We start from the raw sequence: 14,450 nt of genomic DNA, 5'->3' as shown, positions 1-14,450 counted from the left end.
TAAGAAAAACACTATCGATTACGATTTGTCACGAATCAACTTATAGTTTAAAAATTCAGTGATACCAAGGGTACCAAGCTCGCGACCAAATCCAGAGCGTTTAACGCCGCCGAATGGGGTATTGGCCTCACTACCAGAAGGCGCGTTGATAGTCACCATACCGACATCTAATTGCTCAGCAATCTCTGCTGCCAATGCTGCGTCTTGAGTTTGAATGGAAGCACCTAGACCAAATGGTACATCATTGGCAATTTTGATTGCATGCGCAATGTCATTCGCTTTGTAGATAACGGCGACAGGACCGAATAGCTCCTGACGATAGACATCCATTGAGTCATCAACATCTGCCAATACCGCAGGGGCAAACCAAGCACCTGGCTTGTCTTTAACGATGCCACCCTCGACTAATACCGTTGCACCGGCTTTGACAGCACTGTCTAACTGCTCTTGCAAATTATTTGCTGCCGCCTTCGAAGACATAGGGCCAATGAAAGTATCTTCATTTTGTGGATCAGCTAGGGTCATGCCACGCACGGCGTCGGTAAAGCCTTTAACAAACTGGTCGTACACGCTTTCGACGATGATTAAGCGTTTAGCAGCATTACAAGCCTGTCCAGTGTTACCAAAACGACCTACGATTGCACCTTGTACGGCCTGCTCGATGTCAGCATCCGCTGCGACGATAAAGGCATCGGAGCCACCAAGCTCTAAAACGACCTTTTTGAGGGCGCCACCAGCTACTTTTGCAACTGCTTGTCCTGCACGTTCAGAACCTGTCAACGAGACGCCTTGCACTCTGGTGTCTTCAATAATAGTCGCTGCTTGATCGTTGGTAGCGAAGACATTGTTATACACGCCACTAGGTAAGCCGGCGTCTTTTAGAATATCAACGATAACTTCTGCGGTGTTAGGGCACTGCGGCGCATGTTTTAAGATAATGGTGTTACCTGCCATCACGTTTGGTGCCACAAAACGAGCCACCTGATAATGCGGGTAGTTCCATGGCATGATGCCAAGTAAAACGCCAACTGGGAGCTTTTCTACTGAGGCAGAACCTTGATCCACATCAATGGTATTTGGTGCTAATAGTTGCTCACCGTTATCTGCATAATAGCGATAAATTTGAGCAACCAGTTGGAGCTCACCCTTTGCTTGTGCGAGAGGCTTGCCCATTTCGTTGGCAACGATACGTGCTAGCTCATCTTGGCGCTCAATATAGATGTCAGCTATTTTATTTAATAATGCACTACGTTCGCTAAGCGAGGTCTTTTGCCAGTCTTGATAAGCATTATTTGCTTGTTCAATAGCGTTTTGGATATCTTGTTCAGTGGCGGTAGGGTAAGTGGCTTCTACTTCACCAGTGGCTGGGTTATTAACTTGATAATCGCTCATAGTTATGTCCTTTTTTAAAATATTATTGGGTTCAAAATCCATTTGGGTCTATATTTTTATGCGGCTGCTTTTAGTTAATACTTTTAGTTGCTGCTTTTAATTGATGATTTTGGTTGCTGCTGCGTAATGCAATGAATATTGCCGCCACCAAACACAATCTCTTTCGTTCGTACTCCCACTACCTGATGTTGAGGAAAGACTTTTTCAAGCTGCTCGATAGCGAGTGCATCATTTATATCATCATATTGCGGTACGATGACAGCGTCATTACAAATTAAAAAATTGGCATATGAGGCAATACAGACGTCACCCGTTAAGCGCGCCTTGGCATCATCAGATTGTTCAATATCATAATGTTCAGGCAAGGTGACAGAGTTTTTGGTACAGCAAAGCTTATGGACTTTTAAACGTCTGCCTTTTGCATCAGTCATATTTGAGAGCTGCTCATAGGCTTTTTGCGTGGCTTCATAAAACGGATGCTTAGGGTTGTCAGTAAACAAGCAAACCACTTCACCAGGGCGCGCAAAGCAAGCGATATCGTCAATGTGACCTGTAGTCTCATCAGGATCAATACCGTCATCAATCCACAGCACTTTTTGTACATTGAGATAGGCTTTTAGCTTGTCTTCAATTTGAGCTTCGGTTAGGTGCGGGTTGCGCCCTGGGCTTAGCAGACACATGCGCGTAGTCAGAACCGTGCCTTCACCATCGACATGAAATGCACCGCCTTCCATCACAAAGTCATCCGTTCGATAGCGTTTGGTATCTAAATGGTCACATAAGCGTTCAGCCAGCTTATCATCGTCATCCCACGGCGAGTATAGCCCGTCATAGTCGCCGCCCCATGCATTGAATGTCCAATCACAAGCGCGTAGCTCACCTGCTTCATTGATTAAAAATGTCGGGACAGTATCACGCGCCCAAGCATCGTTGCTGGGCATGGATATGACGTCGATATCAGCAGGTAGACTATCGCGGCATGATTGATAGTCATCAGGATTGACCAGTATGCCAATTTCACAAAATCTGTTAATTGCCAGTGCAACATTGGCATAAGCTTTCTGAGCAGGAAGTGCTTGCTGTCGCCAATTATCAGCACGGTAAGGCCATACCATCCATATTTTTTGTATCGGCTCAAATTCTGCTGGCATGTAAAAGCCGTCTTGTTGTGGTATTGAGCCAGTGATTAATCGGTTCGGTAATAATGACATATAGAGCACCTTATTTGACGACTTTTTTTAGCGATGAGTGGAAAGAGCCTAAAGCTCGAGTGGTGGTCACGCCAAAAGATTTGATAGAGCTGAGCGAGCCGAGCAGTAGAGTGTCTCTAAAGCAGGTATATAACTGTAGCACCACCAAGAATCTGGGTTTTTTGATCGAGACTTATCAGCCAAACAGCTCAACGGAAGAAAAAATTGCTCATGAAGGTGAAGAAATCGGTACCGTCATCGAAGGTAAAGTGTTGATTCGTATTGAAGAGACCACCTACTTATTAAATGAAGGTGACAGTTATGTGATCGATACGATTAAACCGCATACTTTTATCAATCCTACTGATGGCGTGACTCGTATCGTTAGTGCGCATACGCCAACGACGTACTGAACAAAAATCAGCACAAGCTTTTATACAGTGATAAGTCCATATATTAATGCATTTTCAAAAGCGTATGATTATTGAACATACAGGATTGCCTTTTACTCACGCTATTTTCTACTAGAAAGTAGCGTTTTTTATATGTGTCTTTGAAGCAAGCTGATAAGAGGAAAGTTAATAATAGATAGGCAAGAAGTCAAATTAGAAATGACGCCAATTAAGCATCGTTTGGCTCTTCTGTTACTTTAGTACTATAAGATGTGTTGGGTTTGTCTTTGACCAACCTGACTTTATTGGCTGTTTTTTTATTAATGATGGGCTCAGAAGTCACGCCAAAGACTTTTTTGTGTCTTCTTACGGCTAAAGCATCCGCTGCCGCTTTTTCTTCTGCTAATGCCTGCTCATGCAGATTTTTATAGACGCCTATTGTCTCATCAATCATCTCACGCATGGTAAATTTGTTGGTCATCTCAGGGCGAGTCACACTTTCTAACTGATTGCGCACCGCTTTGCACAGTGCGTTGGCATTGTATTTTCTGACCAAACCTTGCGGATAGAGTGGGCGCAGAATTTCACTAAATGCCGCTTGATCCCAGCCAATGACAGGCGTACCCAAATGAATGGCTTGTAAGGCATTAATGCCGATAGATTCAGGCTGATTGGCAAGTGCCATGACGACATTGGCCGCTGACAACCACTCACGCATATCATTACGTTTGCTGCCGACATAAGTGATACGATCGGCTAGTCCCAAAGTATTGCTGCGTTGACGAAAATCTTCATGGGCGACATCGCCTGCGCGATAATCATCATCCATAATAATGGCATGGATATTGGGGAACTGCTCTTGAAGATTGCCCAAGATATCAATCAGCCATTCTTGACCATATTCCTTACCGATAATGGTTGGAAATACTAGCCATTTTTTATTCTCAAGCTCAGGGTATTCAGCAAAAGTATGACGTAGCCAATATACTGATGGATTATGACGATAAGGATAACGCCGCGTATCAACACCGCGGTAGATACGTTTAATGACTCTGGGGTCCAGCTCCTCACGGCGCAGCCCTTTTTTTAAGTAATCAGTCACACTATCAGACACAGTAATAATGGTGTGAACATCAAGCAAGGCTTGTGAGTATTTATTAATAGGATAGAAGCCATACATGGTCGATACCAGTTTTGGTCGACGTTTTACCCGTGCACGGCGCAGCGCTAAATGCAGTACCCATGCTGGTGTCCGCGAATGCACATGGATGATATCAGGGTCATATTTTTCAATCAGGCGGCGCAGTGGCGCGACCTGTAACAAGGACAGCCAAGACTTTTTGTTCATATATAACTGATGATAATGGTTGCCATCACGCTTTAGGCGTCTGACCAAGTCATTGTCTTCATTAGCGCTAGAGATAATAATTGAGGTATGCTCGTTTTTAACCAAAGCACGCCCAAGATGAAAAATACCGCGCTCGGATTCATCATGCTTCAAAGACGACAGTAAACGCATAACTTTCATAATGGCGTGAGTCACTATTAGAGGATATCAAGCTGCTATTGTCAGTGAAAAGCGTCTAAAACTCAACCACCAAGATAAAAAGATAGCATGGGACGATGACTATTATTTGTCGTCAATAAATACAGATAATATAAATAACAGTAATCAAATATTTAGCGCTGTTTTTTGAGGTGCGGCGCATTTGGCAGGACTTGTTTTTCACTCAAGTATTTCCAATAGCGCTGCGGTAAATATTGCTTGTGCAAACGTGGATTTTTACGCTCTTTGATATTGACGTTGGTAAAATAGCCTTGCCAAAAACGCTGATAATGTTGCTCATCTTCGCTATGAATGCTGGCAGGATTGCGCAGTACTGCCTCATCAAGCTCAGTAATGGTTTGCAGGGCTGCGGGGCGCTTGGGCGTGCTTTGGCTTTTGTCATAATAAATACCATAGCCACGAGCCAAATCATAAATTGCCCAATGCTGATCTTGATAACGCTGACGAAAATGCTCTCCGATTAAAGGCAAAACATTAAAATCCGGCTCAACACGGGCAAAGTAAATGTCTTCAACTGTATGCTCAAAGCGTACAAAGGCTTCCATGCGGTGTTTTTCACGACCGACAGACTTGACCGTTTGCACGAGTTCTAAAACATTGAGATTACCCAAATCATCCATGATATGGCGACTTGGGTAGTTAATAGCATATTTCACTACTTGAAATAGAGTAGTGCCTATATTGTCTTTTTCTGACAAAAAACCCCAAAGTAAATTGCGCATACCCGAGCGACCTAGGAGTTGATTCAACTTCGTAAGTACTCGTTCGGCATGGTTGGCATTGGTCTCTACACTAATGGCGTGAGCGAGTAATGACGGCACATAACAGTCCTGCGCAATAAGCTGTAGCGATGTATCGTCCTGTAAGTGATTGGAATAGACGTAAAATACTGCACTGAGCCACCCCTCAAAACTTGGCTCATAAAGTACAATACTGGGCGTCAATTGACCCAGCTGGTAATTTTGGTTTTTGACAAGTTCTGATAGTGATTGCGACATTATTTGTCCTAAGATAACTTCATGATAGTGGCTAAATTATCAATAATTTTGATATTTAAAACAAAGCCAACTGTCCACTGCGTTGATCTTTAAATTTCGTCTGCGTTTGCGCCAGCACATATTGACGAAAGTTGTCACGGGTTAAGTGTGCGAGATGCTCGTTTTTACCAGTAGTTGCAATGAAGTATTTGGCGCGATTGACCGCCGCGCCCATTTTCTTCAAGTGATAAAGTGTGAGCTGATTAAACTTGCGGGCTTTGACTATTTTCTTAGCCGTTTTTGTACCGATACCGGGAATACGTACAATCATCTCATAACTTGCTGTTTGGATATTGACCGGAAAATGCTCACGGTGGCGGATTGCCCATGCTAACTTTGGGTCGCAGTCCAAATCTAAAAATGGCGAGTCCGGTTCAACGATTTCGTGCGCGCCAAAACCATAAAAACGCATCAGCCAATCCGCTTGATAGAGACGGTTTTCGCGTATCATTGGCACAGGCGTACCGATAGCTGGCAGGCGACTGTCAGATAGCATTGGCACATAGCCAGAATAGTAAACTCGTTTTAAATCATATTGTTTATAAAAATGACTCGATAGCTGAATCACTTGCAAGTCGGTCTCGTTACTTGCGCCAACAATCATCTGGCTAGTCTGACCTGCTGGCACAAATTTCGGCGCTTTTTTATGTGTTTTACGGCTCTCACGAATGGTGATGATTTCTTCTTTTACCGTTTCCATCGGTGCTTTTAATTGTTCGTGAGATTTTTCTGGTGCCAGTAACGCCAATCCTGATTTAGTTGGAATTTCGATATTGACGCTTAAGCGATCAGCATATAATCCAGCTTCTAACAATAATTCTTTTGAAGCTCCGGGAATGGTCTTTAGATGAATATAACCATTAAAACGCTCACGGGTACGTAATATCTTGGCGACCTCAACCAGTCGCTCCATCGTATAATCCCCACTTTTAAAGATACCTGAGCTAAGAAACAGTCCTTCGATATAGTTACGGCGGTAAAACTGCATGGTTAAATCAACGACTTCCTCAACACTAAAAGCAGCGCGCGGGGTGTCATTGCTTTTACGCGAGGTGCAATAAGCGCAATCATATATGCAATGATTGGTCAGCAGGATTTTCAGCAGGCTGACGCAGCGACCATCTTCGGTATAGCTGTGACAAATACCAGTTGCTGAGGCATCGCCAAGGCCACCGCCTTGGTTTTTGCGGGTACCAGCGGAGGATGAGCAAGAGACATCATACTTAGCAGCGTCCGCTAAAATATTGAGCTTACCTTGTAGTCGTTCATAATTGATGGTTGCCATAAGCGGTATTTACTATGTCAGTAATGAAAGACTATTTTAGCAAAATTAGCGTTAAGTCATTGTATTTATGAGTAAAATGGCAATGATAGACGACAACTGTTGTCGTCTATTCTGAGCTGCACTATACGATTATAAAAGCGATTAAATTTGAAGCAATATAGTCAGTGAAAAGTAATATCGATACATTGAGTACTGTTAGTATTAATTTTGCTTGCTTGCTTGCTTGCTTGCTTGCTTGCTTGCTTGCTGTGCCTAGGCAGACAGAGACTGCAAAAAATTTATACTAGCAGTACCGTAGCGTTTTTAAGGTATTTTACTATGGTTTATGAATAGCCACAAAAAAGGCCTTGCCGGCTAGAGAATTAGCAAACAAGACCTTTTATTAGTTTTAATATTTCTTAAGTTGTAATACTATAACTTCACTGCCGTATTTATTGAACTTTAGCGCGTATCACGACAGTCTGTGCAGCTTTAGGACTAAGATTTACCAAGTTCCATTTAAGACCTGAGTAATTTTCTTTTACCACCACTGTATTGCCAACTTGTTGGATAGTTTGATAGCTATCGCCACCAGTGGTCGCAAGCGTTGGTAGTGGACTGTTCAATGACACCATTCTGACGCCATTTGGCAAAGAAACCATGGCATTGATATCAGTCACTGGTTGCGCTGTGGTATTGGTATAAACGGTATAATACTCAATCACATCACCAGGCGCGATATGGTTGGCAGGTACTGCAACTTCACGTCCATCACTATTTTTCAAGATTTTCATAACTTTGGTTTGCGCGTTGACCACATCAGGCGTACTAAAAGTTGGTTTGAGCTGCAAGGCTTCTATAGAAGTAATTGTTGTCATAGGGGTAGTGATCACCGGTGCATTGATTACTGACGTATTTATGACTGGCAGCTGAGTTGCTGTGGTTACAGGCAGTATTTGAGTCGTCGGTAATACTTGAGTGACAGTACTGGTTGGCACTGCGATGACATCAACACGGCTGCTTTGATTGGTTATTTGGTTGGTCACCGGTACGCTAGTGACAGTCACACTACCTTGAGTAACGACAGTATTACTAACACCATTACTGGCTACTTGGCGAACCACGTAGCGCGGTACATTGGTAACCTGCGTCACAGCAAACGGCATGCCATCTTGCATACCAATACTATTAGGCGTAGCGGTAATGACAGCTGTTTTACCATCAGAATACTGCTCGACCACGGTGGTACTACCGCCCGTAGAAGGTAGAACGGTCACTTCAGTGGCGGCATTGGCAGCAGACATAGCCATAACAGTGCCTACCAACAGTGCGGATACTGCCGTGAATGTAGCTGTTTTTTGCATCACAACAAATGAGCGATCAATAGTGGTGGTCATAATAAAGTCCTTTAAAATGATAATAAGTAACACAAAAATAGAGAACACTTAAAGAAGAAAGCCCAGATAAGAAAACCCCCGTTAATTGACGCTGCAAGGGAGGTCAAATAACGGGGGCAGCATTACTGATAACAGTAGTAAATAGCCAGACGATAAAAGCTATCTGTCAAACCGTCCTATCAAACTATTGATTTATCCGTGATTATTTTAATTAGTTGCTAAGCATATACTTAGCAATCTCAACTCAACAATTATGCGCTAAAACGAGTTAGGTAGAAAAGCAGCGTTGTGTAACTGCTATCCTATAAACGATGACTTTTTGTGTGGTTTACTTTATCTAATTTCTTAAGAAAATTACTATTTGAATCATTACAAAAGACGACTATATTAATCGTAAATGACTTTCATAATTTCGTATTCAACCACACCTTTTGGGGTTTCAATACGCGCTTCATCGCCCTCAGATTTACCAATCAAACCACGCGCAATCGGTGAGTTAACAGAGATTTTACCGGCTTTGAAATCCGCTTCGTCGTCACCAACGATTTTGTACTGCTTTTCTTCTTCAGTGTCCATGTTTTCAATAACGACGCTGACGCCGAATATCACACGGCCATCTTTTGGTAACGTCGTAGGATCAATCACTTGCGCACCGCCAAGTTTGGCTTCGATGTCACGGATACGAGCTTCACAAAATCCCTGCTGTTCACGCGCTGCATGATATTCAGCATTTTCTTTCAAATCACCGTGTTCGCGCGCTTCAGCGATAGAGGCGGTGATGCGAGGACGGTCAATACTTTTTAACTGTTTTAATTCGGCTTCTAAAGCCGCATGTCCTTGCGGAGTCATGGGATAACGTTGCATGTTTTTTCCTTAAACCAATAACACGGGCACCATCTCCTACTCTTAGTGAATAGTGAGATGGTGTCAGAGTTGTTGCAATGGGTATAAAATAAAAAAAGAATAATGATGCAGACAGCGTAACCAGTCAGGTCGCTATCATTCATTGATATCAATTCAATAATCTGGGTGTTTAAGCTTACGTAATAAAAAGCATAGTCGCAGTTTAGCCACTATGCTTTTTAGGTCTATCATTTAAATTTTATTTCAAGCATGGTCTACATTATTAAACGCTACACTATGCTCAAATAAGCTCCTAGGCAAGCCTAACGGTTATGCTTAATCTACTGAAATTATTCAGCCAAGTCAATAGAGCTATACAATAGACTTTGCTTGCTCATGTAAATCTTGTAATTTATACACCTCAAAAGGTAGGTCAATCGCATAAGATTTACAAACGGCATCTGCTGCACCCAAAGTCGTGACGTAGAACACTTTGCCTTGTAGCGCGCTACGACGGATAGAGAAAGAATCCTCTTGTGCCTGCTTACCTTCAGTCGTGTTAATAATAATATCGATTTTGCCGTTTTTTAAGGCATCAACGATATGTGGGCGACCTTCGGTGACTTTGTTAATTTGCTTGCATTCAATACCATTGTCACTTAGTACTTTTTGCGTACCAGTAGTCGCTACAATGTTAAAGCCAAAGTCAATCAGCTGACGAGCGATAGGGGAAATTTGCTCTTTATCGCTATCACGTACTGAAATAAAGACGGTTTTGGTTTCACCTTCAGTTGGCAAACCGGGTAAACGCTCATTACTACCGATAACCGCTTTGTAGAATGCTTCGCCAAAGGTTTTACCCACGCCCATCACTTCGCCAGTCGATTTCATCTCAGGGCTCAAGATTGGGTCAACACCAGGAAATTTAGCGAATGGGAAGACGGCTTCTTTTACCGCAAAGAATGCAGGAACGATTTCTTTCGTAAAGCCTTGGTCTTTAAGCGACGTGCCAGCCATACAGCGTGCTGCGATTTGTGCTAAAGAAGTGCCGATACATTTAGAGACAAACGGTACGGTGCGCGCGGCACGTGGATTGACTTCTAAGATGTAAACCGTTTCACCTTTTACCGCAAACTGGACGTTCATTAAGCCGACAACACCAAGCTCTTTTGCCATGGCGACGGTTTGTGCGCGCATCACATCGCACAGCTCATCAGACAACGAGTAAGAAGGCAATGAACAGGCTGAGTCACCAGAGTGGACACCCGCTTGTTCGATATGCTGCATGATACCGCCAATCACCACATCTGTACCGTCGCTAACACAGTCGACATCGACTTCGATGGCATCATCTAAGAAGCGGTCTAATAGAACCGGCGCTTCATTTGATGCTTGTACCGCAGTGCGCAAGTAATGTCTTAATTCATCTTCGTTATAAACGATTTCCATCGCGCGACCACCGAGTACATAGGATGGGCGTACAACCAGCGGATAGCCAACATCTTTTGCTTTGACCAAACCGTCTTCTAAGCTCGTCGCCAAGGCATTGGTTGGTTGCACAAGATTCAACTGCTGAATCATATGTTGGAAGCGTTCGCGGTCTTCCGCACGGTCAATGGCATCAGGGCTGGTACCAATGATTTTAACGCCAGCAGCTTCAAGCGCGCGGGCGAGCTTCAATGGCGTTTGACCACCAAACTGTACAATCACGCCGTCAGGATTTTCGATACGGACGATTTCTAACACGTCTTCTAATGTGATTGGCTCAAAGTAGAGACGGTCAGAGGTGTCATAATCGGTAGAAACGGTTTCAGGGTTACAGTTGACCATGATGGTCTCGTAGCCGTCTTCGCGCATGGCAAGCGCCGCGTGTACGCAGCAATAGTCAAACTCGATACCTTGACCGATACGGTTAGGACCACCGCCGATAACCATGATTTTCTTGTTATCGGTAGGATTGGCTTCACATTCGCTATCGTATGTTGAGTACATATAAGCGGTGCTGGTAGCAAACTCTGCTGCACAAGTATCGACACGCTTATAAACTGGATAGACATTTAAGTCCCAACGTTTGGTACGTAGCTGCTTTTGTGAGACGCCAAGCAACTTAGCCAAACGCAAATCTGATAAGCCTTTACGCTTAAAGCTGCGTAAATTATGCTCAGTTAAGCCGCCAAAACCTAACGCTTTAACTTGTGCTTCGGTTTTTACGATATCTTCGATTTGTACCAAGAACCATGGGTCGATTTTGGTTAGTTTGAAAACGTCATCGACGCTCATGCCGATACGAAAAGCATCAGCAATATAGTAGATACGTTCAGGCGTTGGAATGGTTAAGCGGTTGGTGATTTCGCTACGCGCTTTTTCAATACTTACTTTTGATAAGTCAATTTGCTCATCAAAACCATCATTGCCAGTTTCCATACCGCGTAATGCTTTTTGCATCGACTCTTGGAAGTTACGACCAATCGCCATGACTTCACCAACTGACTTCATTTGCGTTGATAATACATTATCGGCTTGTGGGAATTTCTCAAAGTTAAAACGAGGAATCTTAGTGACGACATAATCAAGCGCAGGCTCAAAGCTGGCTGGGGTTTTGCCGCCCGTGATGTCATTTTGCAATTCATCTAGGGTATAGCCAATTGCTAATTTTGCCGCAATTTTTGCAATCGGGAAGCCCGTGGCTTTTGAGGCCAATGCTGATGAACGTGATACGCGTGGGTTCATTTCGATGACGACCATACGACCCGTTTCAGGGTTGATACCGAATTGCACGTTTGAGCCGCCCGTTTCGACACCAATCTCACGCAGTACTGCTAGTGAAGCATTACGCATGATTTGATATTCTTTATCGGTCAGCGTTTGTGCTGGAGCAACCGTGATTGAGTCGCCGGTATGTACGCCCATCGGGTCAAAGTTCTCAATCGCACAAATGATGATGCAGTTGTCGTTTTTGTCACGAACCACTTCCATCTCATATTCTTTCCAACCGATGAGCGACTCATCGATAAGCAATTGATGGTTTGGCGATAAGTCAAAGCCACGCTCGCAGATTTCAATGAACTCATCACGGTTATAAGCGATACCGCCGCCTGAGCCGCCCATCGTGAATGATGGACGAATGATGCACGGATAGCCCATTTTTTCTTGGGTCGCAAATGCTTCTTCCATGGTTTCAGCGGTTTCAGCACGTGGACACTCAAGACCAATACGCTTCATGGCTTTATCGAACAAGTTACGGTCTTCTGCCATCTCGATAGAGTCTTTGGTTGCCCCAATCAATTCGCAGTTATATTTGGTTAATACACCGTGCTTGTCTAACTCTAAGGCACAGTTTAGAGCGGTCTGACCACCCATCGTTGGCAAGATCGCGTCAGGACGCTCTTTAGCAATGATTTGCTCAACCGTCTGCCACGTAATCGGCTCGATATAGGTCGCATCCGCCATGGTTGGGTCAGTCATGATGGTCGCAGGGTTTGAGTTGACCAAGATGACGCGGTAGCCTTCTTCTTTTAGCGCTTTACACGCCTGCGCGCCTGAGTAGTCAAACTCACATGCTTGGCCGATGACGATAGGGCCTGCGCCAATGATAAGAATGCTTTTTATGTCGGTACGTTTTGGCATAGTTAGGGCTACCTTCGTTTGAGTGATATTTTGAGTAATCTGCATTTTAACGATATGTTCAATAACGCTTATCGTGTCTGGCATGGTGTAGCTTGAATCACCATCTGTGCTTCAAGCTTTATACTTATTATTTATGGCTAGGTATTAAGCTTTCGCTGCTGCCATCATATCGGCAAATTTATCGAACAGTGGCGCAGCATCATGCGGTCCAGGGCTGGCTTCTGGGTGACCTTGGAAACTAAAGACTGGCTTATTAGTCAGCTCAATCCCTTGGTTGGTACCGTCAAATAATGAGCGATGGGTCGATTTAACATTGGCAGGCAGCGTGTCTTCATCAACCGCAAAACCATGGTTTTGACTGGTAATCATAACCGTGCCAGTTGCCAAGTCTTGCACTGGATGGTTGGCACCGTGATGACCGGTTTTCATTTTGATGGTTTTTGCACCGCTGGCAAGACCAATCAGCTGATGACCTAAGCAGATACCAAAGGTTGGAATGTCAGTTTGTTCAATGATATGACGTACCGCATCGATAGCGTAATCACAGGCAGCTGGATCGCCAGGGCCATTTGATAAGAAGATACCATCTGGATTCATCGCGAGGACATCTGCGATAGGCGTTTGTGCTGGCACGACAGTGACATGACAACCGCGGTCAACGAGCATACGTAGGATATTGGTTTTGCTACCAAAGTCATAGGCGACAACGTTGTATTTTGCTTCGACGTGCGTGCCCAAATGCTTAAAGAAGCCGCCTGTACCGCTATCATGGCTACCAGCTACATCGCGGTTAAGTAAGGTGTCTGATAAATCCCAGCTACCAGCGGTCCATTCAAATGTCGTCGGTGTACAGCATTCTTTTGCCAAGTCCATGCCTTCGATACCAGCAAATTCTTGCGCCAGTTTGATGGCTTGCTGTTCATCTTCGCTGCTAATTGTTGTACCGTTAGAAGCGGTCATGATACAACCGTTTTGCGCGCCTTTATCACGTAGCAGGCGGGTCAATTGACGGGTATCAATATCAGCAATGGCGACGGTATTATGGCTCTGTAAATAATCAGTCAGTGACTCTGAGTTGCGGAAGTTTGAGGTCACCATGGTCGCATCGCGGATGATAAGACCTTCAGCCCATACTTGATGACCATTACCAGACTCGACATCTTCAGCGTTGGTGCCGGTATTGCCAATATGCGGATAAGTAAGCGTGACCAGCTGACGTGCGTAACTGGGGTCAGTAAGGATTTCTTGGTACCCTGTCATGGCTGTATTAAATACCACCTCACCGACACGATGACCAAGACTACCGATACTCAAACCGCGAAAAATCGTACCGTCTGCTAGTGCCAAAATTGCTTGTATTTCTGCCGATGAATTCAAGGGTTGCCTCCGCTGTTATTAGTGAGTGCTGTGCTGTTTTTTGGTTAAAATAAAGCGCTGCTTTTTTGATTATTGCTATTTAACTGCGGCTAAATAACCATAATAAAAGAGACAGCGCCAAAATTTTTCCACAAAAAAGCGAGAAGACATCATAGATGAAAAGGTACAGGATTCACTAGGTGGTGAATAAGTAACTTACATCATGTCCGCTCGCTTTGGCACAGATTTTGCGCATTATACTAGAGTTTTGCACTAAGGGCTAGCATCTTAAGCTGATGCTTGACTAATAAATTTAAGATGTTTCTTATTTAACCTTCAATCATGAGCAGCCATAGTAGATTTGGCTATAGGTAGTGACTAGGAG

10 protein-coding genes are annotated in these 14,450 nt (G+C 44.0%); 1 reads left to right on the top strand and 9 read right to left on the bottom strand.

Features of this window, described 5'->3' with window-relative positions; genetic code table 11:
• Positions 1 to 18: 18 nt before the first annotated feature.
• Positions 19 to 1,392, bottom strand: coding sequence for an NAD-dependent succinate-semialdehyde dehydrogenase (locus tag OEG80_RS08395; RefSeq protein ID WP_149408753.1), 1,374 nt, complete (start codon positions 1,390 to 1,392; stop codon positions 19 to 21).
• A gap of 83 nt (positions 1,393 to 1,475) precedes the next feature.
• On the bottom strand, positions 1,476 to 2,603 hold the full coding sequence (gene aguA, locus OEG80_RS08390) for an agmatine deiminase (RefSeq protein ID WP_263240345.1): 1,128 nt from the start codon (positions 2,601 to 2,603) through the stop codon (positions 1,476 to 1,478).
• Positions 2,604 to 2,617: 14 nt separating this feature from the next.
• Here aguA and OEG80_RS08385 point away from each other — a divergent pair, with 14 nt between their 5' ends.
• On the top strand, positions 2,618 to 2,995 hold the full coding sequence (locus OEG80_RS08385) for a cupin domain-containing protein (protein ID WP_227673000.1): 378 nt from the start codon (positions 2,618 to 2,620) through the stop codon (positions 2,993 to 2,995).
• 208 nt (positions 2,996 to 3,203) lie between these two features.
• Here OEG80_RS08385 and OEG80_RS08380 read toward each other — a convergent pair whose 3' ends face one another.
• The 7 genes from OEG80_RS08380 to carA all read right to left on the bottom strand — a co-directional run bounded on the left by OEG80_RS08380 (position 3,204) and on the right by carA (position 14,086).
• Positions 3,204 to 4,502 (bottom strand): glycosyltransferase, encoded by a 1,299-nt coding sequence (locus tag OEG80_RS08380; RefSeq protein WP_149408752.1) that lies wholly within the window; start codon positions 4,500 to 4,502, stop codon positions 3,204 to 3,206.
• Positions 4,503 to 4,654: 152 nt separating this feature from the next.
• Positions 4,655 to 5,539, bottom strand: coding sequence for a TIGR03915 family putative DNA repair protein (locus tag OEG80_RS08375; protein WP_263240344.1), 885 nt, complete (start codon positions 5,537 to 5,539; stop codon positions 4,655 to 4,657).
• Positions 5,540 to 5,594: 55 nt separating this feature from the next.
• Complete coding sequence (locus OEG80_RS08370) at positions 5,595 to 6,863, bottom strand: putative DNA modification/repair radical SAM protein (RefSeq protein WP_020443111.1); 1,269 nt, start codon at positions 6,861 to 6,863, stop codon at positions 5,595 to 5,597.
• Positions 6,864 to 7,294: 431 nt separating this feature from the next.
• Entirely contained in the window at positions 7,295 to 8,239 is a 945-nt protein-coding gene (locus tag OEG80_RS08365) for a hypothetical protein (protein WP_263240341.1), read from the bottom strand.
• Between the two features lie 387 nt (positions 8,240 to 8,626).
• Positions 8,627 to 9,103 (bottom strand): transcription elongation factor GreA, encoded by a 477-nt coding sequence (gene greA / locus OEG80_RS08360; protein ID WP_011513174.1) that lies wholly within the window; start codon positions 9,101 to 9,103, stop codon positions 8,627 to 8,629.
• A gap of 351 nt (positions 9,104 to 9,454) precedes the next feature.
• Positions 9,455 to 12,709 (bottom strand): carbamoyl-phosphate synthase large subunit, encoded by a 3,255-nt coding sequence (gene carB / locus OEG80_RS08355; protein ID WP_263242494.1) that lies wholly within the window; start codon positions 12,707 to 12,709, stop codon positions 9,455 to 9,457.
• Positions 12,710 to 12,853: 144 nt separating this feature from the next.
• The gene (carA, locus tag OEG80_RS08350; RefSeq protein ID WP_149408748.1) at positions 12,854 to 14,086 is read right to left on the bottom strand and encodes a glutamine-hydrolyzing carbamoyl-phosphate synthase small subunit; all 1,233 of its coding nucleotides are present in this window, start codon (positions 14,084 to 14,086) and stop codon (positions 12,854 to 12,856) included.
• Positions 14,087 to 14,450: the final 364 nt, after the last annotated feature.

It is taken from the genome of Psychrobacter sp. SC65A.3 (assembly GCF_025642195.1).
In the GTDB taxonomy this organism is placed as follows: domain Bacteria; phylum Pseudomonadota; class Gammaproteobacteria; order Pseudomonadales; family Moraxellaceae; genus Psychrobacter; species Psychrobacter cryohalolentis.
This window is presented reverse-complemented; position numbering and strand designations above follow the sequence as displayed.

Coding starts and splice junctions, on each gene's coding strand:
- OEG80_RS08375 (WP_263240344.1), bottom strand. CDS start 5,539: ATGTCGCAATCACTATCAGAACTTGTCAAAAACCAAAATTACCAGCTG.
- aguA (WP_263240345.1), bottom strand. CDS start 2,603: ATGTCATTATTACCGAACCGATTAATCACTGGCTCAATACCACAACAA.
- greA (WP_011513174.1), bottom strand. CDS start 9,103: ATGCAACGTTATCCCATGACTCCGCAAGGACATGCGGCTTTAGAAGCC.
- OEG80_RS08365 (WP_263240341.1), bottom strand. CDS start 8,239: ATGACCACCACTATTGATCGCTCATTTGTTGTGATGCAAAAAACAGCT.
- carB (WP_263242494.1), bottom strand. CDS start 12,709: ATGCCAAAACGTACCGACATAAAAAGCATTCTTATCATTGGCGCAGGC.
- OEG80_RS08395 (WP_149408753.1), bottom strand. CDS start 1,392: ATGAGCGATTATCAAGTTAATAACCCAGCCACTGGTGAAGTAGAAGCC.
- OEG80_RS08380 (WP_149408752.1), bottom strand. CDS start 4,502: ATGAAAGTTATGCGTTTACTGTCGTCTTTGAAGCATGATGAATCCGAG.
- OEG80_RS08370 (WP_020443111.1), bottom strand. CDS start 6,863: ATGGCAACCATCAATTATGAACGACTACAAGGTAAGCTCAATATTTTA.